The 20,371-nt window shown below is 63.9% G+C and carries 26 protein-coding genes and 1 tRNA gene; 24 read left to right on the top strand and 3 right to left on the bottom strand.

Going from position 1 to position 20,371, the window contains the following annotated elements; genetic code table 11:
• Window positions 1–46 precede the first annotated feature (46 nt).
• Both BLU32_RS07730 and BLU32_RS07725 read right to left on the bottom strand, forming a co-directional pair.
• Window positions 47–1,180 carry a septal ring lytic transglycosylase RlpA family protein gene (locus tag BLU32_RS07730; RefSeq protein WP_093805866.1) on the bottom strand — a complete coding sequence of 378 codons (1,134 nt, stop codon included), beginning with the start codon at window positions 1,178–1,180 and terminating at the stop codon, window positions 47–49.
• A gap of 325 nt (window positions 1,181–1,505) precedes the next feature.
• Window positions 1,506–1,910 (bottom strand): hypothetical protein, encoded by a 405-nt coding sequence (locus tag BLU32_RS07725; protein WP_197673717.1) that lies wholly within the window; start codon window positions 1,908–1,910, stop codon window positions 1,506–1,508.
• A gap of 320 nt (window positions 1,911–2,230) precedes the next feature.
• Here BLU32_RS07725 and BLU32_RS07720 point away from each other — a divergent pair.
• Window positions 2,231–2,320, top strand: a tRNA-Ser gene (locus tag BLU32_RS07720).
• Between the two features lie 759 nt (window positions 2,321–3,079).
• Here the strand turns inward: BLU32_RS07720 and BLU32_RS07710 are convergent.
• Complete coding sequence (locus BLU32_RS07710) at window positions 3,080–3,616, bottom strand: helix-turn-helix domain-containing protein (RefSeq protein WP_197673716.1); 537 nt, start codon at window positions 3,614–3,616, stop codon at window positions 3,080–3,082.
• 138 nt (window positions 3,617–3,754) lie between these two features.
• On the opposite strand from BLU32_RS07710, the gene BLU32_RS07705 reads away from it, so the two are divergent.
• The 23 genes from BLU32_RS07705 to BLU32_RS07595 all read left to right on the top strand — a co-directional run bounded on the left by BLU32_RS07705 (window position 3,755) and on the right by BLU32_RS07595 (window position 20,319).
• Window positions 3,755–4,051, top strand: coding sequence for a helix-turn-helix transcriptional regulator (locus BLU32_RS07705; RefSeq protein ID WP_029056999.1), 297 nt, complete (start codon window positions 3,755–3,757; stop codon window positions 4,049–4,051).
• Window positions 4,048–4,236: a hypothetical protein gene (locus BLU32_RS21700; protein ID WP_157727567.1), complete on the top strand. Its 189-nt coding sequence runs from the start codon at window positions 4,048–4,050 to the stop codon at window positions 4,234–4,236. The genes BLU32_RS07705 and BLU32_RS21700 overlap by 4 nt, the downstream gene beginning before the upstream one ends.
• A gap of 322 nt (window positions 4,237–4,558) precedes the next feature.
• Window positions 4,559–4,858, top strand: a complete 300-nt coding sequence (locus BLU32_RS07695; protein WP_093805862.1) for a hypothetical protein — start codon at window positions 4,559–4,561, stop codon at window positions 4,856–4,858.
• Between the two features lie 130 nt (window positions 4,859–4,988).
• Window positions 4,989–5,861: a ParB N-terminal domain-containing protein gene (locus BLU32_RS07690; RefSeq protein ID WP_157727566.1), complete on the top strand. Its 873-nt coding sequence runs from the start codon at window positions 4,989–4,991 to the stop codon at window positions 5,859–5,861.
• A gap of 5 nt (window positions 5,862–5,866) precedes the next feature.
• A complete protein-coding gene (locus BLU32_RS07685) occupies window positions 5,867–6,331 on the top strand; it encodes a hypothetical protein (protein ID WP_093805858.1) in 465 nt (154 codons plus the stop codon).
• On the top strand, window positions 6,328–8,502 hold the full coding sequence (locus tag BLU32_RS07680) for a DDE-type integrase/transposase/recombinase (RefSeq protein WP_093810731.1): 2,175 nt from the start codon (window positions 6,328–6,330) through the stop codon (window positions 8,500–8,502). Before BLU32_RS07685 ends, BLU32_RS07680 begins: the two co-directional genes overlap by 4 nt.
• A 65-nt stretch (window positions 8,503–8,567) precedes the next feature.
• Complete coding sequence (locus BLU32_RS07675; RefSeq protein WP_093805856.1) at window positions 8,568–9,338, top strand: AAA family ATPase; 771 nt, start codon at window positions 8,568–8,570, stop codon at window positions 9,336–9,338.
• On the top strand, window positions 9,338–9,970 hold the full coding sequence (locus BLU32_RS07670) for a hypothetical protein (RefSeq protein ID WP_093805854.1): 633 nt from the start codon (window positions 9,338–9,340) through the stop codon (window positions 9,968–9,970). The genes BLU32_RS07675 and BLU32_RS07670 overlap by 1 nt, the downstream gene beginning before the upstream one ends.
• Window positions 9,967–10,353, top strand: coding sequence for a transcriptional regulator (locus BLU32_RS07665; RefSeq protein ID WP_093805852.1), 387 nt, complete (start codon window positions 9,967–9,969; stop codon window positions 10,351–10,353). Before BLU32_RS07670 ends, BLU32_RS07665 begins: the two co-directional genes overlap by 4 nt.
• Window positions 10,340–10,609 (top strand): hypothetical protein, encoded by a 270-nt coding sequence (locus BLU32_RS07660; protein WP_157727565.1) that lies wholly within the window; start codon window positions 10,340–10,342, stop codon window positions 10,607–10,609. The genes BLU32_RS07665 and BLU32_RS07660 overlap by 14 nt, the downstream gene beginning before the upstream one ends.
• Window positions 10,606–11,070 carry a hypothetical protein gene (locus tag BLU32_RS07655; protein ID WP_093805848.1) on the top strand — a complete coding sequence of 155 codons (465 nt, stop codon included), beginning with the start codon at window positions 10,606–10,608 and terminating at the stop codon, window positions 11,068–11,070. Before BLU32_RS07660 ends, BLU32_RS07655 begins: the two co-directional genes overlap by 4 nt.
• The gene (locus tag BLU32_RS07650) at window positions 11,067–11,717 is read left to right on the top strand and encodes a DUF3164 family protein (protein WP_093805846.1); all 651 of its coding nucleotides are present in this window, start codon (window positions 11,067–11,069) and stop codon (window positions 11,715–11,717) included. The genes BLU32_RS07655 and BLU32_RS07650 overlap by 4 nt, the downstream gene beginning before the upstream one ends.
• Before the next feature lie 175 nt (window positions 11,718–11,892).
• Window positions 11,893–12,543: a gp16 family protein gene (locus tag BLU32_RS07645; RefSeq protein WP_093805844.1), complete on the top strand. Its 651-nt coding sequence runs from the start codon at window positions 11,893–11,895 to the stop codon at window positions 12,541–12,543.
• Window positions 12,544–12,546: 3 nt separating this feature from the next.
• Window positions 12,547–12,945 (top strand): helix-turn-helix domain-containing protein, encoded by a 399-nt coding sequence (locus BLU32_RS07640; RefSeq protein ID WP_093805842.1) that lies wholly within the window; start codon window positions 12,547–12,549, stop codon window positions 12,943–12,945.
• An 83-nt stretch (window positions 12,946–13,028) separates the two neighbouring features.
• Complete coding sequence (locus tag BLU32_RS07635; protein WP_093805840.1) at window positions 13,029–13,976, top strand: glycoside hydrolase family protein; 948 nt, start codon at window positions 13,029–13,031, stop codon at window positions 13,974–13,976.
• Window positions 13,973–14,173 (top strand): hypothetical protein, encoded by a 201-nt coding sequence (locus tag BLU32_RS07630; RefSeq protein ID WP_093805838.1) that lies wholly within the window; start codon window positions 13,973–13,975, stop codon window positions 14,171–14,173. The genes BLU32_RS07635 and BLU32_RS07630 overlap by 4 nt, the downstream gene beginning before the upstream one ends.
• On the top strand, window positions 14,170–14,562 hold the full coding sequence (locus tag BLU32_RS07625) for a hypothetical protein (protein WP_093805836.1): 393 nt from the start codon (window positions 14,170–14,172) through the stop codon (window positions 14,560–14,562). The genes BLU32_RS07630 and BLU32_RS07625 overlap by 4 nt, the downstream gene beginning before the upstream one ends.
• A 6-nt stretch (window positions 14,563–14,568) precedes the next feature.
• Window positions 14,569–14,907, top strand: a complete 339-nt coding sequence (locus BLU32_RS07620) for a DUF2730 family protein (protein WP_029056982.1) — start codon at window positions 14,569–14,571, stop codon at window positions 14,905–14,907.
• Window positions 14,904–15,200, top strand: coding sequence for a hypothetical protein (locus BLU32_RS07615; protein WP_029056981.1), 297 nt, complete (start codon window positions 14,904–14,906; stop codon window positions 15,198–15,200). Before BLU32_RS07620 ends, BLU32_RS07615 begins: the two co-directional genes overlap by 4 nt.
• A 2-nt stretch (window positions 15,201–15,202) precedes the next feature.
• The gene (locus tag BLU32_RS07610; protein WP_093805833.1) at window positions 15,203–15,784 is read left to right on the top strand and encodes a DUF3486 family protein; all 582 of its coding nucleotides are present in this window, start codon (window positions 15,203–15,205) and stop codon (window positions 15,782–15,784) included.
• Entirely contained in the window at window positions 15,781–17,472 is a 1,692-nt protein-coding gene (locus BLU32_RS07605) for a hypothetical protein (RefSeq protein ID WP_093805831.1), read from the top strand. Before BLU32_RS07610 ends, BLU32_RS07605 begins: the two co-directional genes overlap by 4 nt.
• On the top strand, window positions 17,469–19,064 hold the full coding sequence (locus BLU32_RS07600; RefSeq protein ID WP_093805829.1) for a DUF935 domain-containing protein: 1,596 nt from the start codon (window positions 17,469–17,471) through the stop codon (window positions 19,062–19,064). The genes BLU32_RS07605 and BLU32_RS07600 overlap by 4 nt, the downstream gene beginning before the upstream one ends.
• Window positions 19,054–20,319 (top strand): phage minor head protein, encoded by a 1,266-nt coding sequence (locus tag BLU32_RS07595; RefSeq protein ID WP_093805827.1) that lies wholly within the window; start codon window positions 19,054–19,056, stop codon window positions 20,317–20,319. The genes BLU32_RS07600 and BLU32_RS07595 overlap by 11 nt, the downstream gene beginning before the upstream one ends.
• Window positions 20,320–20,371 lie beyond the last annotated feature (52 nt).

Raw genomic sequence — 20,371 nt, 5'->3', positions numbered from 1 at the left:
ATACGCGTCGCGCAAGCCTGCGCCTACCGGCTTATCCACAGGCGCATCAGCGCCGGGCATTTGCAAGGCGCGAGAGCGGTGAGCCGCCCTCGATTGCCTCAAAAGCACTGTAGGCGGAAGCAATCCGACGATCCGCAACGTAAGACGAGATGGCGGACCCGGCAACGAAGCTGCCACTGGTTTGACCCTGGACGCTGCCGGGCAACGTCTGCGCACCGGAAGTGGCCGGCGCATCATAGCCAAGCAGCGGCCCCGTTTCGCCGGCTGTACCGGAAAATCCGTTGAGCGAGGCGACCCGAACAGCACCTTCTCCGGCCTCGAAGGCAACTGCCGGATCAAAGGCCGCGGTGACGGTGTTCGAGAACATCGCGTTGCTGGCAAAGGCGGCGCCATAGGGACGGCTGCGCGGCACGGGAGCAGGACCGAGGAGACCGGCGGGCGGCGATGCCTGCGCCAGAAGCGTTCCAGGCTGCGTCGCGCCGGGTTGCGTCGCGCCCGGGCCGCGGTAGGAGGCCATCAAATACGATTCATCGAGGCCGTCGAGACGGGCACGGCCAATGTATTCGACCTTCACCTTGGCAACGCCCTTGGACTTGTAGTCCAGCATGGTCGCGGCGCGTTCGGACAGATCGATCTTGCGGTTGCCATGGAACGGGCCGCGGTCATTGACCCGAACGATCAAAGAGCGCCCGTTGTTGACATTGGTCACGCGGGCGTAGGAGGGAAGCGGCATTGTCGTGTGCGCTGCCGTCAAGGCGTTGCGGTCGAAGATCTCGCCATTGGCGGTCTGTCGACCGTGAAACGTCGGGCCATACCACGACGCAAGACCAACCGCCTTGTAATTGGGGTCATCCTTGGGGCGGTACCATTTCCCGGCAACCTTGTAGGGCTTTCCAACAAACGCGCGACCGCCACCCTTGGGCACAGGCTTGTTGCCGGCGATCAGTCGCGGGCTTGCCGCAACGCCGTATTTTTCTTCGCTGAACTTGACCTTTTTCTTGCCTGTCGGCGAAGAGCTGCAGGCAGCAAGCGCAAGGCAGAGCGCCGTCATTGCCAGAACGGGAACCGGCCTCACCTGCGCAGCGGGCGCAGCTGAAAACGTTCGTGAGAAGGCTCCAGAATGATCGTGAGAGGAGCCCGGTGCCCGACGGCCAACCGTCGGATCCTTGCCTGTCGTCATGTTGCCGCCCTACTCGATACTCGTGCCGGCAATGGAAGCGATGTGTCCGGCGCGACATTCGCACCCACACCCCCGACCCCGGGGGTCAGAAAAACCTCCCACACGCTTCTTCGGCGCGGGCAGTTCCCCTGAAAGACGACACCGCAGCGCTCTACGCACCGGCGGGACCTCATTTCACTGCGACGCGGCCCCCCAATGGCGCATCACAGCCTGTCTAGCATGAGATCCCTTACCGCAAGGTGAAAGCGTGGTCGAGCGAAAGGCGGCATACCAGTGACGTTTTCAACAAGGGTGTCACCTTTGGGTATCACCCGAAAAATCATGTTCAGTTTCCGATACGTGCGCGCCCGCTCTTCCCGTCGTCACGGGTCCAGTAGAGCGTGCTTCCCTCGCCCTTCGACAAGGTGAAGCAGAACTGCTTGCCATCGTACCAGCTCTGCCACTTCTGACACAGGCGATTGCCGCGAACCCACCAGCGCCCTTCGTCGTTGGGCTGCATGAACCGACCCAGCCCGACAGCGTCGCCGGAGCCGTCGACCTTGCCGTTGGACCGGTAATGGAGTGGAAACTCGCCACCGAGTGGCGTTTTCAGGTAGATCCGCTTGCCGGTGACCACCTGCTTTATCTCGTTTTGCGACAATTGGGTGTTGGCCTCCGCCGTCGCGGAAAAGGCGGCGCCCGCCATCAGCGCCATTGCCAACAGACCGGTGTTCATCAATGAGGTTTGCATGATCGTCTCCCGGTGTTCTTTTCGGGCCAGCCATCGGGGCCGCCACTGCGATGCTTGCCTGGTCCCGGTTACGCCCTCATCTCCTCGACGGATCAACACAGCAGATGACGCTTTTGTGATCCCTGTCACAGCGCGGTCGAGAAGACGGGACTAGAAACAAGGGCATGGCGCGTGCCCCCGCGCCAAACGCCGGCACCCCGGCGCAACCGCCGATCCGGTCCCTGCCTCGACCTTCCGGATCGGCGGTTTTTCATGCCCCCTCACCGTTCCCTTGATCTCACTTGACAATCCACGTCCGCGCGGCCAAACGAGAGCACAATGGAAGAGTGGCCGAGTGGTTGAAGGCACCGGTCTTGAAAACCGGCAGGCGGGCAACCGTCTCGTGGGTTCGAATCCCACCTCTTCCGCCACTTCGGTATAAAACCGGGAATGCCGATTCCCGCCGATTTCCCTCCCTTGTTGGCTACCAGCGTCCTCAACAGGACGTTTTTGTTCCCTTTGATGTAAATCGCGTCGTCGGCGACCTCGACGCGCTGGGCGAAGGCCCGGACGTATTCCCGCCGATAGCCGCCCTTTCCGAGCCGGAGTCGGCTGCGGGCCTCGGTCGTCAGTTCCCGCACGGCCGCCCCGGTGAGGCGCTGGTGAGTGGAGCTTGCGAGCATGCCTTCGATCTGTAACGCGCAAGAACACATGGCACAGAACCGGGATTAGGTGGGAATTGCCGAAAACTGCCGAAAATTATTGATATTAAAGAGTTATTCGAGATTGTCCGCGTGCATATCTGAAAACTGGCGCGCAAGATCAAATGGCATAAAGCGCCGCTGATCGCGAAATAGCGGCAATTTGGATCGGCGGAAAACCGCCAATCCGATGTGAAAGGTCGAATGTTTGCGTTCAACCCTGAAATAGCGGGTTTCTGCGGTTTCCGGGGATCAAGGTCGAACGTTCCCAGAGCGTGTCTCGGGCTGTCGTCCTGTGTGTGACGGATCTGGAACTCCGAAAACCTCTTCGGTGTTCGAAACGGCGGAAACCCGCCGATCTTGCTTGTTAACTCCGAAATCGCGACGCGCCCTAAATCGGCGCAACCAGATACCCGAATAGCGTGCATATACGGATTGTAAAACTTGCCTGCGGTGCAATTATCAGTAGCACTGGCAACCGTATTGCCATCAGGCCTGCTGTTTCCCGGTGCCGGGTTCTGCTGCAGCGGAGCGTAGGCGTTTTTTCAAACGGGCTTCCAACCAGGCTAGAAGCGCCATCAACTCGTCGGCGTCGGACGGGTTCTCAGCGCGTGCCAGGAGCGCATTGTAGGCGTCGGCTTGCTCGTCCAAGGCCGCGTCGGGCGGAAGCTTGATCCCCTCTTCCTTGTGCACCCGCGTGACCAAACGACCGACCTGACGAAAGAGCGCCGGGTTGATCGAAGGCGTCGCCCTTGCCGGCGCCTTGGACGGATCGACGAACATCTCTCCTTCGCCGGTGAGAAGCCAATTGAGGTTTGCCCCGAAAACCTCGGCATATGCCGCGAGCACCGACGCTGCCGGCTCTCGATCACCCCTCTCATATGTCGCGATCGCCGTGACGCTAACACCGAACAATTTGGCGAGTTCGTTTCGCTGTGGGTCGCCGCACTTGCGGCGCAACTCTCGCAGCCGTTGGGCCAATGGCGTCTTGGGTTCTGTTTCTGGTCGAGCCAATAGATCACCCATAAACGCATTTGCGCTTTACAAAAGCGCGTATGCGTTTTACCTCTATCTTATCGGCCCGTGATTTAGGGCCGTTGTTTCACATCAACCGTTCAAAGAAACCGGCCTGTTACCGCAGGCCGGTTTCGAAAGGGGTAGCCCATGAAGCCCGGAACGCCTCCCGCCTGGGACCAGCATTCCATCAAGGCCGAGCTGCACCGGCGTGGCATGACACTTTCCGCGCTGGCCGAGAGCATCGGAATGAAGCCCAACAGCTTCGGCCACATCTGGACGCGCAAAAACAGCAAGGCTGAGAAGGCGATTGCCGACTTCCTTGAGGTGCCCGTCGAACAGCTCTTTCCCGATCGGTATCCGATCAAGAAAACCCGCATTCTTTCTAGCAGGTATGCGCGGCGTGCCACCAGCGGCAATCGCGGCCAGGACCGCGCGGCGGCATGAGCATGTCGCCACGCGAAATCCTCGCCAAGAAGCGGGAGGCTCAGGGAGCCTTGCTTGCGGAGGTTACGGCTGATCTCGGCGCCAAGATGCACGACCATTTCAGGGCCGCCGTCCGCGATGCGGTGCGCGAGGTCCTGCCGGAGGTTCTGGACGAGCTTCGCCAGACGGAAGGATCAGCGCGATGAGCCTTCGGGTTTCCTCGTCGGCGAAGGCGCGCACATATGGCGGCGTGCCGTCCGGCCAATCGAACAGCAACCGTTCGGCCGCCTCCCGAACATCAGCGGTGACGCCGGGCTTCACTCTCTCAAGGCCGGCCGCCAGGCAACGCATGATCACATCGCGCGCGTTCTCGCGGTGCTCGCGCAGCCAATCCATGTCGGTCTGTTCCATCGATCATCTCCATCGTTCTTTCGCAGCCCAACCGGCTACCTGCCACGAGCGTAGTGCCGCCCCGCTTGATCGGAACAGGCAAAACGTCCGTCGGCGTCCTGACAAAGGAGTGTCGAAATGACGGCTCTTCCGTCTGCAAACCGCGCTTTTCCTGACAACAGTCTCGCGGTGCCGGGACGGTCTCGAAAGGCCGTGTTGCTGAAAGTCTCCGCCAGCGGCGAAACCTACTTCCACAAGGGCAAGACGCATCAGATCGCGGCCGACAGCGGCAGAACCGTCGTCGTTGCCGAGACCAGTTTTTTCGAGGGCGACGCGCACCGGTTCGGCTCTCTCTGCGAAGCCCAAGCGGAAGCCGACTGGCTCAATGCGCGCGGGATCGGCGGAGCACCCTGGCACGCAATCGAGGTGCCGACCTGATGCGATCGCGCGACCTGCGTCAGTGGCCGGGCGGCGGGGCTACCCGCGTTTCCTCCCCAACTGGCCGGGTCGTGCGGCGACAGGCCCGGCCGCTTTTTCGGGGCACAACAAGATCACCGGGACGAAACACATGACTGCACACACCATCATGGATCTGGATCTGGCCGCAATCGACTCGACCAATCGCCTGCGCAAGGCGCTGCCGGCGCGCGTCGAAGCCCTTGCGGAAGATCTCGATCAACGGGGGTTGCTGACGCCGATCGAGGCGGTCGGGCCGACTGAGGAAGGTCGCTATCGGCTGATCTATGGGGCGCACCGGCTGGCTGCAGCATCGCTGCTCGGATGGACGAAAATTCCGGCGATACTCCATGCACCCGATGCCTTCGCCGACGCGGCAGAAATCCAGTTGCGCGAGATCCGCGAGAACCTGATGCGGTTCGAGCTGAACCCGCTGGAGCGCGCCGTTGCGATCGGCGCCTGGCGCGACATTTATGAGGCTGCGCATGGCAAGGTGAAGCCCGGCAGGAAGGCGAAAAAGGCGGATGCCGGAATTAGTGCAAACATTGCACGAATTCAGCCGAACGGGGATCTCGACGATCAAAGTGCCAAGTTGGCAGTTTGCTTTTCGGAGGCAGCTCAGGCCGCATTCGGCCTGAGCCAGCGGGCGATCTATCTGGCGCTCAAGATCGCGACGATCTCGCCCGACATCCGCGATCGCATCGCCGACAGCCCCTTGGCCTGCAACCAGTCCGAACTCCTGAAACTCGCGGACCAGACACCGGACCGGCAAGCGCAGATCATCGGTCTCATGCTGGCGGAGCCACCCACGGCGACAACGATCGACGATGCAATTGCCGTCATCGACAAGACCCAGCCGGCACAGACGCCAAAGCCTTGGGAGAAGGTGTCGGATCGTTTCTCACGGCTCAAGCGAACGGAGCAACATCGCTTCTTCGAGGCACATCGTGACGCCATCGATCTCTGGCTGGCGGAGCGAGGCTAAACGTCATGTCCCGCCGTCGCGACACCCAAACGCAAGACCTGTTTTCCTGGACCCCGCCGCAAGTCACGGTCGGGCTCGGCGAAGAACAGTCGAGCCGTGGCGCGCTCGACAGTCAGATCGCGCGCATGGTGTCGCGGGGACTGCGCGAGGCACGCGAAGGCGGTGCGTCGCGTGCGGAGATCGCCCGACAGATATCCGAGACACTCGGGCGGGCGGTTTCTGAGACCACCCTCGACAAATGGGCGTCCGAGGCATCGGAGGAACACCGCATCCCTCTCGATGCATTCATCGCCCTGGTTGACGCGACCGGTTGTCAGGGGCTTCTCGGAGCGATCGTCGAGCGCTTCGGATTGGTCGTTGTCGATGCGCGCTATGCCGACCTGATCGAACTGCACCTGATCGAAGAGCACGAGCGCGACGTCGCGGCACGCAAGGCCTCCCTCGAAGCAAGGTGGAGGTTCCGGCGATGAAGGAATGGTTCACCGCACGCGAGGCCGCCGAACTTGGCCTGCCGGGATTGCCTGGTACGGAGCAAAATGTCCGCCGGCTAGCAGAACGCGAACAATGGGCCGACCACCCCTTCCTCACTCGCCTTCGCAAGGGCATGGAAGGCGGCGGCGGTCGCGAGTACCATTTTCGGCTTTTCCCGACCGAAGCCCAGCTTGAATTCACGCGGCGCGCGCTCGCCGTGCGGCGGGAAGTGACGCGGGACGCCGACGGCAATACGAAGCTCACCTTCACCGGCACCGAGACCGCCCGCGTCAACCGGGATGCGCGGCTCGCCATCGTCCAGGCGTTCGAGAGCTTCTCGGCCGGCCTGACGCTCGGGCTTTCGTCCCGGCTGCAGATCTTCGCCGATCGCTACACCACCCGTTCGATCGAAGTCGAGGACTGGATCAGGGATACCGTTCCCCAGCTGTCCAAACGTTCCCTGCAAAGGTGGCGCTCCGCGAAACGCGCAGGCAAGGCCGATGCATTGGCGGTCGACCGCTCCACCGCTCGCAAGGGCAAGGGCGTTCTCGACGCGGCCAACGGCGGTGGCGTTCGCGCCTTCATTTTCGCACTTGTCGCCCATCAACCGCATCTCTCGGCCGATCACATTCGTACCCTTTGCCGCGACGAATTCGGCGAGACGCTCCAGGTCGAGCGACAGGGGCAAATTGCATCCGTCGAGATCCCTCCGGTTCGCACGTTCCAGCACTTTTTGAAGCGGCTTAAAGAGGCCGAGAAAGTCGCCCTGACGAAGCTGTCGAACCCGGACAAGTACCGCTCGACGATGGCGCCGGCCGGCATCGGCGCACTGCGGCACATTCGCGAACCGAATGCGCTCTGGCAGATCGACGCCTCTCCGGTGGACGCGCTTTGCACCGACGGTCGGCATGCGATCTACGCCTGTATCGATATCGCGACGCGGCGCACGATCTTCTACGTCTCAAAGACCCCGCGCGCTTCCGCCGTCGCCATGCTGTTGCGCCGCGCGATCCTCGCATGGGGCGTGCCGGACACGATCAAGACCGACAACGGATCGGACTTCGTCGCCAACGACACGAAACGTCTGTTCGCCGCCCTCGATATCGAGATGGACGTGTCCGACGCCTACAGCCCGCAACAAAAGGGGCACGTCGAGCGCGTCATCAAGACCTTCCAGCACGATTGCGCAACGCTTCTGCCGGGCTTTGTCGGCCATAACGTCGCCGACCGGAAGGCGATCGAGGACCGCAAGAGCTTCGCAGATCGTCTCGGCGCGGACACCGCCGATCTCTTCGACGTGTCCATGACCGGACTGGAATTGCAGCGCTTCGCCGATGCCTGGACGGAGACGCGCTACAATCACCGCCCGCACTCAGCCCTCAAGGGCAAGACGCCGGCTCAAGCCGCGATGGCTTCCGATGCGGAGATCCGCGCGGTCGATGCGCGCGCCCTCGACATCCTGCTCATGCCGGTCGCCGGCAAGGACGGCCTGCGGACGGTCACCAAGCAAGGCATCCGGATCGATCACTTCCATTACGTGATCAACGCAGCCCTTCCCGGCACCCAGGTCTTCGTTCGCATGGACCCCAACAACGCCGGGCGCGTGATTGTCTTCGACGCCGGCGACGGGACCTTTATCGACGAAGCGATCTGTCCCGAGCTTGCCGGCATCCACCCGTCGACGGTGCTTGCGGCCAAGCGCGAAGCACAGTCCGAGACCCTGGACGCCGCAACACGTGAAGCGAAGCGGCACATTCGCGAGATCACCAAGGGGCGCCCGCTGATCGAACGGGTTCTCGACGTTGCCGCGCGCGACGTTCCGAACGTGGTGTCACTGCCCAGGCGCGAGAGCGAACACGCGACCGCCGATATTCGAAACGCGCTGGATGCCGTTGCCGAGCCGGCGGCTCCCCAAAAGAGCACCCATGAAGCCAAGGCAATGGCCGAGCTGCGGAGCGAACTTACGGCGCCGGTTTCCAAGCAGGCGAAGGTGACCCCCATCCGGTCGCAGGAGACGCCACAGCTCCGGTTTAAGCGCGCGCTCGATCTGGAAGACCGCATTGCCCGTGGCGAAGAGATCGAAACCGTCGATGCCATGTGGCTCGGCGGCTATCAGGCCGGCCCGGAATACCGTGCGCTCGCGTTGATGAGCGAGGACTTCGGCGGCTGAGCGCTGCCCACAAAAAAAGAGCCCCGGCGAACCGGAGCCCTTCAAAGTCAAAAGAGGATGTTTTGATGACTGGAAATCTGGCGATGGTCAAGAGCGAAGCGCCCAGGCGAGGCTCGATCGCCCCGCTCAAGAACGTCATGACGCTGATGATGCTGATCGAGACGCTCAAGGATCGCGGCGTCGGTCTGCCGGGGATCGGCGTCTTTTCTGGCGACAGCGGCTACGGGAAATCGGTCGCGGCGCAATACGCCATGAACAAGACGGGCGCCGTCTATATCGAGGTTCGTCACTACTGGCGACAAAAGCGGTTTTGCGAGGCGCTTCTGGAAGAACTCGGGCAACCGCGTCCGCGCGGCACGGTGGCAGCGATGATGGATGAAATCATCCACCGCATGGGAGACGCTCCCAATCGTCCGCTGATCATCGACGAGGCCGACAAGCTCGTCGATGGCAAGATGATCGAGTTCGTCCGCGACATCCACGAAACCACGCAAGCGCCCGTGGTCCTGATCGGCGAGGAACTTCTGCCGAAGAAGCTCGAAGCCCACGAGCGGGTGCACAACCGGGTTCTGGATTTCCGTCTGGCGCAGCCTTGCGACCTCGAAGACACCGTAACGCTTGCCGGCTTCCTCGTGCCCGAAGTGGCCATTGCCGAAGAGCTGCTCAACGACATTCGGAAGCAGACGGCCGGCAAGGCGCGGCGCATCGCGACCACCCTGCATGAGATCGGACAGTTCGCCCGCAATCACGGTCTCAAGGATCTTGACCGAACCTCCTACACCGGGCGGATCTTCACCGGCGAGACCCCTATCCGGCGGCGCGGAGGGCGGATCTGATGGCGGCGGTCCTCAAGCTCAAGACGATCAAGGGTCGGCCCGTGCTGCGCGGATACGAGCACGTGTGGTCCGTCATTCTCGACCTCACCCGCGACGGCGCACCCTTCACGAAACACGACGTCGATCAGGCGTGTTGCGACCCCGGCGATAGTTCCGTGAGTGACTACCTTCGCAGACTGCGCGCAGCCGGAGTTATTGTGGTGGCCGGGCAAGCTGGCACGGATCCGCGATACCGGCGCACTGTCTACCAACTTGTTGAGCGTCGAGCCGAGGCGCCGCGCCTGCGCAGGGACGGCACGGAGGCTCCGCCGTCTGTTCAACAGCTTCTCTGGAACACGATGCGCAACCTTCTGCGCGACGGGTTTAATGCGAAAGAACTGGCGGCGTTCGCCTCGACAGACGACCGCCTGATCAAGACGGTGTCGGTGCATAGCTACATCAAACACCTCGCCCAAGCCGGTTACCTGCATTGCCTGGAGGCAGGACGGCCGCGCCATCTGACCAAGTGGCGCTTGAAACCCTCCATGAACACAGGGCCGAAGCCACCAAAGATCCTTCGCACGGAAGTGGTCTACGACCCGAACACCAACAACCTGCACGGCGAGCCGGTCGCTGCCGAGGTGTCGTCATGACGGTGCCAATCCCGATGATCGACAAGGCCGCTGCCGCCTGGGTCGATGCTCCCGATTGGATTGCCGAACTCGCGGTGCTCGCCGACCGAGACGGGCTAACCGGTGCCGGCAAGCGCATCGGTTACTCGCCGGCCGTCGTCAGTCAGGTGATCAACGCGCGCTATCCCGGCGACCTTGAGAAGGTCGAGGAACGCGTGCGCGGTGCACTGATGGGGCTTTCGGTCGACTGCCCTGTGCTTGGCGATCTGTCCCGCAATCAATGTCTCGACTGGCAGAAGAAGCCTTACGCGTCGACATCCGCGCACCGGGTACGGATGTTCCGCGCCTGCCGGTCGGGCTGCCCGCACTCGCGTGTAAAGGGAGGCGGCGATGCTGAGCGATGAACTTCGAAAGTTTCGTTCCATGGTCGACGACGCCACCAACGAGCGCGGCGAACTTCACCTGAGCGCCATGCAGACGCAAATGACCAAGCTGGTGCTGCTCGACCTTTTGAAGCGGGCAAACAGTCTGGAAAGCTGTCAGGTCGCCGGCCCGGCGCGCATCACCGAGGCGGACATGCAGACCGGGAAGGTGGTTCGACTGCCGATCGTGCCGCGTCCGGTTCCGCATTCCTCCGGCGATGGAGGGTCGGTTGCATGAGTGAGCTACACGATCTTGTCGATGAAATCGTCGATGCCGTCTTCGATGGCACACGGCAGGACACGCCGGCCGCGATTGCCGCGAAGGAAGTGGCCGCGCAGATCATGACCGGCCAGACCCGGCGTGCGGATCTCGTCGCGGCAATCGCGAGGCTGGTCCACGCGGTCAATCTGGAGCTCGCCTATCGCGAGGAAATGCGCGCGCTGCACAGTGGGCCGAGCCTTGAAGAGCAACTTGCGGCGGAACCCGCGCCAACGCCGGCGCACGTATCTGCACCCCCACCATCGCACCCGGAGCCCAAGCCGACCCCCAGACCGCTGCGCGACGCGATCTTCCGGCGTTACCGCGAAGTCCCGATCGTTCATGCCCCAGCGGGACGTGGCGATCCGAACCAGACCCTGCTGGGCGACCCGGCTCCGGGCCGCTCGGCCCTCGACCAACGAAACGGAGAGTATCTATGACCGAGACAGTCGCCACGACCGATGACGGCCGACGCGAGATCGACGGCGAGACCTACATGCGCGATGCGAAAGGCTCGCTCGTGCCGGTTGAGATGATCAAGCCGGAAGACGCACTTGAAGACGAGACGGTGCGCAAGATCATGGGCTTTGCGCGGGCGCTTTCCGACCAGATCGCGCGGTTTCGCGGGCACACATTCGAGGATCTCGGCGCGTTCGAGGCGCTGCTCGCCCAGGAGTATGGCGTCAGCAAAGGCGGACGAAAGGGCAACAAGACCTTCATGACCTTCGATGGCTGCATGAAGGTACAGGTGCAGGTGTCAGACTTCATCGATTTCGGCCCGCAGCTCCAGATCGCCAAGGAACTGATCGACGAGTGTCTCAACGAATGGGCGGCGGACAGTCGTCCAGAGATCCGGGCGATCGTCACACGCGCGTTCAACACCGACAAGGCAGGTCAGATCAACCGTTCGGAGATCTTCATGCTGCTCCGCCTTGATATCGAGGACGAGCGCTGGCGCCGCGCGATGGATGCGATCCGCCAGGCCATGCGCGTTGTCGGCTCAAAGACGTACATCCGCTTCTACGAACGGGACACGCCCGACGGCACTTGGCAGCCGGTCACCATCGATCTCGCGAGGGCCTCGTGATGACCGAACGCAACGCCTCCACCGTTCAGAGCTTCGCGGATCTCGCGAAAGCGATCCAGCGCGACACCGGGCCCGCTGTTCGCAAGCCCACGTTACGCTCGCCGTCCCAAAGCCGGCCGAACCAATCGCAAGCGGTTCCGTCCCCGCACTTCCTCGCGAACCGCTGGGGGTGGTCATGAGCACGCTCGCAACGATCCACATCGCCAAGAAAGAACTCGGTCTCGACGACGAGACCTATCGGGATTTTCTGGCGCGCGAGACCGGCAAGCGGTCGGCGAAGGATCTCACCGAAGCGGAACGACGCAAGGTTGTTTTGGCCTTCGAACAGCAGGGCTTCAAACGGTCTTCGAAGGGCGGTTCAAAGCCCCGTGCGGATCGCCTGTCCGGGCCCTATGCCGCCAAGCTCCAGGCGCTTTGGATTGCGGCCTGGAACCTCGGGATCGTCGAGAATGCCTCCGATGCGGCGCTGATCGCTTTCGTCAAGCGCCAGACCGGGATCTCGCACGGACGCTGGCTGCGTCATGGCGACGATGCGACCAAGGTGATCGAGGCGCTCAAGGACTGGATGCGCCGGGAAAGCGGAAACGAGGGTCTCTATCGCCGCGAGCGAAGCTTGCCGCCGTTGATGAACGATCATCGGTTCCAGATCCTCGTGACAATCTGGATGCGCCTTGCGCGGCTGGACGCCGCGCCGGCCGCGTCGCTCGACGCATGGGTCGCGCGGATGCAGCCCGGTAGCGCCTATGCGGATTTCTCCAAGGATGCCTGGATCGATCTGATGAACGTGCTTGGCGCAAAGCTGCGCGCCGCTTTGCGCAAGGTATGATCCATGCCGTCCAGCGCCTCCGACCACGCCTATCTGCCGGACCTTCTGGCCGAGATTGCCGAGGTCGCGGGTCTCGATGCGGCCCTGAAACTGGCGGCGGCGCGCGGCGGTCAAACGGTCTACATCCCGAGCCGACCGGCGCCGGAACACTGGCTTTGCCAGACGGTCGGACAACCGGCTGCGGAAAAGATCTGCGAACACTTTCGGGTCCGCAATTCCGGAGGGCGCTTCCTGATCCCGATCGCCCGGACGGCGAGCGCACGGCGCACGCTCTTTAAGGCGCTTGAAAACGGCGCATCGGCGCGGCAAGCTGCGGCAGCGGCGGGAACCCATGAGCGCACCGCCTATCGCGCAAGAGCGCGCATTCGCGCCAAGGACCCCAATCAGGGCGACCTTTTCTAGCCTGCCGCTGACAGTGTCAGTCTCACCCCGCATCGACCGATCCGCCACCGTGGGCCTCATCCAACGAGGCCGGGGCGATCCACATGCCGATCATCGAAAAATTGAGCCCGCAGGGTGCGCGCGAGATCGTCGCGCATGAAGGGTTCGTCAGCCGCACTTATCGAGACCCCGTCGGGGTTCCGACGATCGGAACCGGTTTTACCAACCGGTCGGCGACGTTCAAAGCCTACTGGATCAAGACGCGCGGACGGCCGCTGAAGTTCGGCGACACGATCACACGCGAAGAGTGTCATCGCATCCTTCCCCAGATCACCGATGAAGAATACGGCGCGGCGGTCGTGCGCCACATCAAGCCGACCCGTCAGCACCACTACGACGGCGCGGCCTCCGTTTGCTTCAATCTCGGTCCGCGCGCGGCCACATGGCGGTGGGCGAAGGCGCTTGCCAAAGGCGATGCCCGCGCCGCCGCCGAACTGCTGCGCAAGACGGGCACCACGGCGGCCGGCCGTCGTCTGCCTGGCCTGGTGAAACGCCGTCAGGCCGAGGCGCTGCTGATCCAGCGCGGGATCTATTCGACATCCAAGGCGATCAACGTCCCGCCGCGTGCCGACGTGGCGCGCGCGTCCAGCGCAAGCGACGAGCTGCGGCACTATCAGACGATCCTTACCCGTCTCGGTCACTACGACGGCGCCCTCGACGGGCTGGCCGGACCGACGACGACAAAGGCAGTCTTTGCTTTCCAGAAGGATCACCCACACCTCAAGACCGATGGCATTCTCGGCCCAGCGACGGCGGCAGCCCTTGAGCGTGCGGCGGCCGCTGGCGAGGCCGGTACGACAACCAGTGTCGGGGCGCTGGTTTCCGGCGCCGGCGTGGCCGCCGCACAGGGCGGCGCACCGGATTGGGTGCTTTGGGTTGCCGGCATCGGGCTCGGGTTGGCCGTCCTCGGCGGCGCGGTTGTCGCCTGGCGCTATCGCGACGAGATCCGCCACCGCCTGTCCGGCCTTTTTTCCCGGAGGGTCACGGCATGAGGGGGTTCCGCACGCTGATCGTCAACACGCTCGTCGCGCTTCTTCCGGTCGCCGCCGAAGTCCTGCGCTTTCTCGAGGTCTTCGACTGGCACCTTTACCTGGAACCACGCGATGCGCTCTGGGCGATGCTGATCGTCGGCGGGCTGAACATCTTCCTGCGCCGGATCACGCGGACGCCGATCGGGGGTGACGCATGAGCTGGCTTCTCTCCGTCGTCCTGCGCTTCGCGTCCTCCGGTCTGGTCGAGCGCACGCTGTCCTATCTGGAACGCCGACAAACGGAAGAAACCGGCCGCGAGAAACTGCGCACCCAGGTCGAAATCGAGGCGATCCGTGCGGCGATCGTCGAGACCAAGGAACTCGCGAAGTTCAATTCCGCGAAGCTGGAACACGCGGCCTTTTGGGGCTTCGCGGGTCTCTTCGTTCTGCCGCTCGGCGCGTGGTGGGCAGCGGTCATTCTGGACAGCATCTTCCGCTTCGGCTGGGGCGTTGCGACGGTCCCCATTCTGGAAGCCTGGGGCGGGCAGATGATCCAGTGGCTGTTCTATGTCGGCAGCGGCGTCGCTGCTCTCCGGTCGCTGCGGTAGGTGCTCATGTGGTTCGACTGGTCGAAGCTGAATGCGTTCCTGAGCGTCATTGCCCTTGGCATCAGCTCTGCGGGCGTCGTCTACACTTGGCTTACACGCGGGTCGCGCAAGAACACCCAGGCGATCGCGGCGCTAGAGGCCAAGGTCGAACAACAGCAGGCGCGGGTCGATCGGGTCGAAGCCAAGCTCAACACGCTTCCCGACCGCGACGATCTCCACCAGCTCGACAAGCAGATCGAGGGAATGAGCGTTCGCTTCGGCGGTGTCGAGGACACTTTGAAAGCGCTTCAACGCGTGACCGAACGGATCTCCGATTATCTCTTGAACAAGGAGGGCAAGCGTTGAGCTTCTCCGAACACATCGCGGGCGACTGCCGTTTGATCATCCTGCGGGCTCTCTCCGAAGAAACCGACCACCGCCTGAACGAAACGCTGCTCGTGCGCGTCCTGGAAACCTTCGGGCACCGCAAGTCCCGCGACTACGTCCGCACGCAGCTCCACCGGCTCGCGGAACTCGACGCGGTGAGCCTGTCGGAAGCCGGAACCGTGCTGGTCGCCGGCTTGCGCCGTGCCGGCCTCGATCACGTCGAGCGCCGCGCCTATCTGGAAGGCGTCGCCAAGCCCTCGCCGGTGGATTGACCATGAGCAAGGGGCGCGGCCGGCTGTCGGCGATCGACAGGCTCCCGGATGAATGCGAGGACGTCGTCGCCTGGGCGGCGAAGGAACTGACCGCGCGCGACCGAACGCAAGTCGAGATCTACACCGAGTTCCGCGAGAAGCTGATCGCCATCCAGGGCGAAACCGGCGCCGGCTTCGACGTTCCGTCCTTCTCGTCCTTCAACCGCTACAGCGTGAAGCTTGCCGCCATGGCGAAGCGGATCGAGGAAACCCGCAACATCGCCTCCGCCCTGAGCGACCGGCTCGACGCCGGCGCATCCGACGATCTTACGATCATCGCGGCCGAGGCGATCAAGACGCTGATCTTCGAGATCCTGCAATCGGCCGGCGACGGCGGCCTGTCGACCAAGGGCGCGCAGGAACTCGCAAACGCGCTTCGGGCCGCCGCAGCCGCGCAATCCGTGTCCACAACGCGCCGCCAGAAGGTCGAAGCCGAGTTCACTGAGAGGGTCGAGGAAGTCGTCGACACGATGAGCAAGGAAGCCGGTCTGTCGGCGGAAGCGGTTGAACAACTCCGTCGCGAATTCCTCGGGGTCCGGAAATGAGCGAAGAGCCCGGCAACCCCCGCGATCCCGATCTCTTCGCCGGTCCACCGCTGATCACGCGCGAACCGGAAGACCTGCCCGGCGACCTGCCGCGCGGCGCCGAGGTGCCGGACGATCTCGACCCGCTCGCCGACGGGATCCTGATGCCGCACCAGGTCGACTGGATCGCGGATAAATCCGACTTGAAGCTTGCCGAAAAGGGCCGCCGCACCGGCATCACCTTCGGCGAGGCGCTCGACGACACATTGATCGCCGCCTCAAAGCGCTCCGCCGGCGGCGACAACGTCTTCTACATCGGCGACACCAAGGACAAGGGCCGCGAGTTCATCGGCTATGTCGCGAAGTTCGCGAAATCGATCGGCGAAGAGCTCGCGGCGATCGAGGAATTCCTGTTCGAAGACCAAAAAGCAGACGGCTCGACGCGGATGATCTCCGCCTTCCGCATCCGCTTCGCCAGTGGCTACCGCGTCGAGGCCCTGTCGTCGCGCCCGGAAAACATCCGCGGGCTTCAGGGTATCGTCGTGATCGATGAGGCCGCGTTTCACCAAGACGTGCGCGGTGTGCTCGATGCGGTCAACGCGCTGTTGATCTGGGGCGGCAAGATCCGCGTGATCTCGACCCACAACGGCGTTCTGAACCCCTTCAACGAACTGATCCGCGAAGCGCGTGCCGGCAAGGTCCCGTTCTCCGTCCATCACATCCCCTTCGGCACGGCGGTCGCAAACGGGCTCTACAAGCGCGTCTGCCTGATCAAAGGGATCGAATGGACGGCCGAGGGCGAAGCCGAGTGGGAAGCGAAGATCCGGGGCGCCTATGGCGCGCGTCAGGCGGCCATGCGCCAGGAGCTCGACGCTATTCCCGCCGAAGCGGAGGGGGCAGCACTCACCCGCGTGCAGATCGAAGCCTGCATGGCGGACGGCATCCCGATCGTGCGGTGGGCGTGCAGCGACGACTTCAAGAATGCGCCGGAACACATCCGCAAGGCCGACACGCTCGACTTCTGCGAACGCGAGCTGAAACCCCATCTGGAAAAGCTCGACCCGCTGTTGCCGCATGTCTTTGGCGAAGACTTCGCGCGCAAGGGCGATCTGACCGTGATCAACGTCATGGCGATCACCCGCGCGCTCGTGCGCCGCTCCGGGCTGATCGTCGAGCTGCGCAATGTGCCCTTCGACCAACAACGCGACATCCTGTTTTACATCGTCGACCGGCTGCCGCGCATGTCGGGCGGCGCGCTCGATGCCACCGGCAACGGCGCCTATATCGCCGAAGTCGCCGCCCAGAAATACGGTCCGTCGATCATCGAAGTGAGCCTGTCGCGCGCCTGGTACCAGGTCGAAATGCCCGCCTATATCGAGGCGTTCTCCGATCGCACCGTGATCCTGCCGAAGGACGACGACATCCTGCGGGATCACCAGGCGCTGCAATACGTCGACGGCATCATCAAGGTTCCCGACGATCACAGCGTCAACGGCGCGGACGGCATGAAGCGCCACGGCGACAGCGCGATCGCCTCCGCGCTTGCCTGGTACGTGAGCCGTCAGGATCTCCCCGAGTTCGACTACACCGCCGCGCGGCATTCGCCGCTTGCGCAATTCGGGCAGAGCGGCGGACCGCCGCTCGACGATGACGACGACTTCGCCCGCGCCGGCGGCATCAATCCATCACGCTCAGGAGGCTTGTGGTGAGCACCTATCAGCTTGTCGATCCGCACGGTCGGCCCGTCTCGTCCCCGTCGCTCCTGAAGGAAGAGGCCGCGCCGACCCTGACCGGCGTGCGTGCGCTGTGGAGCGATCCCGTTGCTTCCGGTCTGACCCCGGGCAAACTCGCACGCATGCTGCGCAACGCGGTGGAAGGGGATCCCGCCGACTACCTTGCGCTTGCCGAGGAAATGGAGGAACGCGATCTCCACTACGCCTCGGTTCTCGGCACCCGCAAGCGCGCGGTGCTGGCGATCGAGCCGGCGGTCAACCCGCCTGATGGCGGGGCGACAGACGACAAGATCCTCGACGCGGTGCGCGAGCTTGTCGAAGCGCCGGAATTCGAGGCGATGCAGATCGACGTGCTCGACGCGCTCGGCAAAGGCTTTTCCGTCGTCGAGATCCTCTGGGAGTACGGGGCGCAATGGCGTCCGCGCGAGTACGCCTGGCGCGATCCGCGACACTTCCAGTTCGACCGCAAGACGGGACGCGAATTGCGCCTGCGCGAGGACGGGTCGATCGAGGGCCGCGCGCTGTCGCGCTATTCCTTCATCCGCCATGTGCCGAAGCTCAAGTCCGGCCAGCCGATCCGGGGCGGGCTGGCGCGCCTGAATGCCTGGGCCTTCCTGCTGAAATCCTACACGCTCAAGGACTGGGCCGCGTTCCTGGAGGTCTTCGGCATGCCGCTTCGCGTCGGCCGCTACGGACGCGGCGCAACGCCGGATGAAAAGCGCGTGCTCCTGCGCGCCGTGCGCGATCTCGCCTCCGATGCGGCCGCAATCATTCCGTCGGGCATGGAGATCGAGTTCATCGAAGCCAAGGGCGGCTCCGGCAATGCCGTCTTCGGCGCGATGGCCGATTATCTCGACGCGCAGATCTCCAAGGGCGTGCTCGGCCAGACGATGACCACCGACGACGGTTCGTCGCTTGCCCAGGCGCAGGTGCACGAGAATGTGCGCTACGACATCCTGCGCGCCGACGCGCGCCAGTGTGCTGCCACGATCAACCGCGATCTGGTCCAGCCTTTCATCGCCTTCAACTTCGGCCCGCAAGAACGCTACCCGACCGTCGATCTGCCGGTGGCCGAAGCCGAGGACATCAAGACGCTGTCCGACGCGCTCACCAAACTGGTGCCGCTCGGGCTCAAGGTCTCGATGGCGGAGGTTCGGGAGAAGATTGGCCTGAGCGAACCGGAGGAAGATGCGGACGTGCTGACGCCGGCGGCAAAGCCGAAGGCCGACCCTCAAGACAAGCCCGAAGCGGATGAACCGGAAGACGAGGATGCCGACGATCCGGCAACCGCGCGCGCATGCCCCTCCTGCGGCGAGATCCACGCGACCGCTCGCAGCGGCGAAGAGCCCGACGAGCTCGACGACCTCCTGGAGGGCGCGCTCGATGAATGGGGCGCGGATCTCGCGCCGGTCATGGATCAGCTCCAGGCGGAGTTCGCCGCCGCCAGTTCCTATGAGGATCTGCAAGCACGGCTCGAACGGATGGCCGGCACGCTCGACGTCGGGCCGCTGGCGCGCCGGATCGCCGATCTTGCCCTGATCGCGCACGGGCTGGGCGATGCCGGCTGATCTGCCCGAGCAGTTCCTGACCGCCTCGCCGGAGGTCACGCGCTATTTCCGCGAAAAGGGATCGCGGCCGACCTTCGATTGGCGCGACATCGCCCCGCGCGAACATGCCTATGCCTTCACGGCGGCGAAGACCGCCGGCTTCGATGTGCTCGACGATCTGCGCAAGGCCGTTGATGACGCCATCGTCAACCGCGTGCCCTTCGAGGACTTCAAGGCGCGGCTGACGCCGACCCTGCAGGCGAAAGGATGGTGGGGCAAGCGCATCGCGAAAGACCCGGCTGACGGCGTCTCCAAGATCGTACAGCTCGGCAGCCCGCGCCGGCTGCGCACGATCTATTGGGCGAACATCCGCACCGCCCATGCCGCCGGCGAATGGGAGCGGACCCAGCGCACGAAACGCTTCCTGCCGTACCTGGTCTACACGCTGTCGCTCGCCGAACGGCGCCGGCCCGAACACCGCAGCTGGGTCGGCATCATCCTGCCCGTCGATCATCCGTTCTGGGAGACGCACTATCCGCCGAACGGCTGGGGCTGCAAATGCGGCGTGCGCCAGATCTCAAGACGCGAAGCCGAACGCCTCGGCTACGACCCGGAAGACGGCGGCCCGCAGATCGTCATGCGGCCCTGGCGAAACAAGCGCACGGGTCAGACGGTGAATGTGCCAGTCGGCATCGATCCGGGCTGGGACACCAACCCCGGCAAGACGCGCGGGCAGAACGTCGCCGAGCTGCTGTCCGGTCGGCTTGGGGAGTTGCCCACGCCGACACGGCGCGCGGCGATTGCCGACTTCACCGCGTCGCCAGCGTTCAAGGTCTTCGTCCAGGACGCGATCGACGTCGGCCTGAAGCGCGCCGCACGGGTGCCGGCGCTCAAGGCGGAAGGGCTGTCTGGCCGCGATATTGCGGCGCGGCTAAATGGCGAGCACGGCTTCGCCCTAACACGTTTTCCGGTGGCGGTGGCACCTGGGCGCTTCGGAGACGACTATCTGCCCGTTATGATCGACGCGGCGACCATCGGCCATGCGGCCGATCACAGGCGGGTGGTCGATGTCTCCGCCTGGCCGGACTTCGGCGACATCCTGAAACGCGCACGGCTGCGCCGCGACCTCGCCGGCACCATACGCGCCTTCGATCCGGAGACCGGCCTGTTCATGGTGCTGGATCCCCTCGGCCGGAACTGGCGCATGCGCACGTTGTTCCGACCGCGCCGCAAGGCGCGGTATTTCGACAAGCAACCCGGAACGGATGTGGAGTGAAGGGCACACGGGCAGAAGGTCGCAAACCCTTCGCCAACACAGGTGGCCGAGC

Source organism: Stappia sp. ES.058 (genome assembly GCF_900105595.1).
In the GTDB taxonomy this organism is placed as follows: Bacteria; Pseudomonadota; Alphaproteobacteria; order Rhizobiales; family Stappiaceae; genus Stappia.
The sequence above is the reverse complement of the archived record's forward strand: the minus strand, read 5'-3'. Positions and strand labels throughout refer to the sequence as shown.

Coding starts and splice junctions, on each gene's coding strand:
- BLU32_RS07685 (WP_093805858.1), top strand. CDS start 5,867: ATGTCCCGCCGTCGCGACACCCAAACGCAAGACCTGTTTTCCTGGACC.
- BLU32_RS07610 (WP_093805833.1), top strand. CDS start 15,203: ATGAGCAAGGGGCGCGGCCGGCTGTCGGCGATCGACAGGCTCCCGGAT.
- BLU32_RS07640 (WP_093805842.1), top strand. CDS start 12,547: ATGCCGTCCAGCGCCTCCGACCACGCCTATCTGCCGGACCTTCTGGCC.
- BLU32_RS07630 (WP_093805838.1), top strand. CDS start 13,973: ATGAGGGGGTTCCGCACGCTGATCGTCAACACGCTCGTCGCGCTTCTT.
- BLU32_RS07690 (WP_157727566.1), top strand. CDS start 4,989: ATGACTGCACACACCATCATGGATCTGGATCTGGCCGCAATCGACTCG.
- BLU32_RS07665 (WP_093805852.1), top strand. CDS start 9,967: ATGACGGTGCCAATCCCGATGATCGACAAGGCCGCTGCCGCCTGGGTC.
- BLU32_RS07670 (WP_093805854.1), top strand. CDS start 9,338: ATGGCGGCGGTCCTCAAGCTCAAGACGATCAAGGGTCGGCCCGTGCTG.
- BLU32_RS07645 (WP_093805844.1), top strand. CDS start 11,893: ATGAGCACGCTCGCAACGATCCACATCGCCAAGAAAGAACTCGGTCTC.
- BLU32_RS07695 (WP_093805862.1), top strand. CDS start 4,559: ATGACGGCTCTTCCGTCTGCAAACCGCGCTTTTCCTGACAACAGTCTC.
- BLU32_RS07650 (WP_093805846.1), top strand. CDS start 11,067: ATGACCGAGACAGTCGCCACGACCGATGACGGCCGACGCGAGATCGAC.
- BLU32_RS07655 (WP_093805848.1), top strand. CDS start 10,606: ATGAGTGAGCTACACGATCTTGTCGATGAAATCGTCGATGCCGTCTTC.
- BLU32_RS07680 (WP_093810731.1), top strand. CDS start 6,328: ATGAAGGAATGGTTCACCGCACGCGAGGCCGCCGAACTTGGCCTGCCG.
- BLU32_RS07730 (WP_093805866.1), bottom strand. CDS start 1,180: ATGACGACAGGCAAGGATCCGACGGTTGGCCGTCGGGCACCGGGCTCC.
- BLU32_RS07625 (WP_093805836.1), top strand. CDS start 14,170: ATGAGCTGGCTTCTCTCCGTCGTCCTGCGCTTCGCGTCCTCCGGTCTG.
- BLU32_RS07660 (WP_157727565.1), top strand. CDS start 10,340: ATGCTGAGCGATGAACTTCGAAAGTTTCGTTCCATGGTCGACGACGCC.
- BLU32_RS07675 (WP_093805856.1), top strand. CDS start 8,568: ATGACTGGAAATCTGGCGATGGTCAAGAGCGAAGCGCCCAGGCGAGGC.
- BLU32_RS07605 (WP_093805831.1), top strand. CDS start 15,781: ATGAGCGAAGAGCCCGGCAACCCCCGCGATCCCGATCTCTTCGCCGGT.
- BLU32_RS07705 (WP_029056999.1), top strand. CDS start 3,755: ATGAAGCCCGGAACGCCTCCCGCCTGGGACCAGCATTCCATCAAGGCC.
- BLU32_RS07595 (WP_093805827.1), top strand. CDS start 19,054: ATGCCGGCTGATCTGCCCGAGCAGTTCCTGACCGCCTCGCCGGAGGTC.
- BLU32_RS21700 (WP_157727567.1), top strand. CDS start 4,048: ATGAGCATGTCGCCACGCGAAATCCTCGCCAAGAAGCGGGAGGCTCAG.
- BLU32_RS07710 (WP_197673716.1), bottom strand. CDS start 3,616: ATGGGTGATCTATTGGCTCGACCAGAAACAGAACCCAAGACGCCATTG.
- BLU32_RS07635 (WP_093805840.1), top strand. CDS start 13,029: ATGCCGATCATCGAAAAATTGAGCCCGCAGGGTGCGCGCGAGATCGTC.
- BLU32_RS07620 (WP_029056982.1), top strand. CDS start 14,569: ATGTGGTTCGACTGGTCGAAGCTGAATGCGTTCCTGAGCGTCATTGCC.
- BLU32_RS07725 (WP_197673717.1), bottom strand. CDS start 1,910: ATGCAAACCTCATTGATGAACACCGGTCTGTTGGCAATGGCGCTGATG.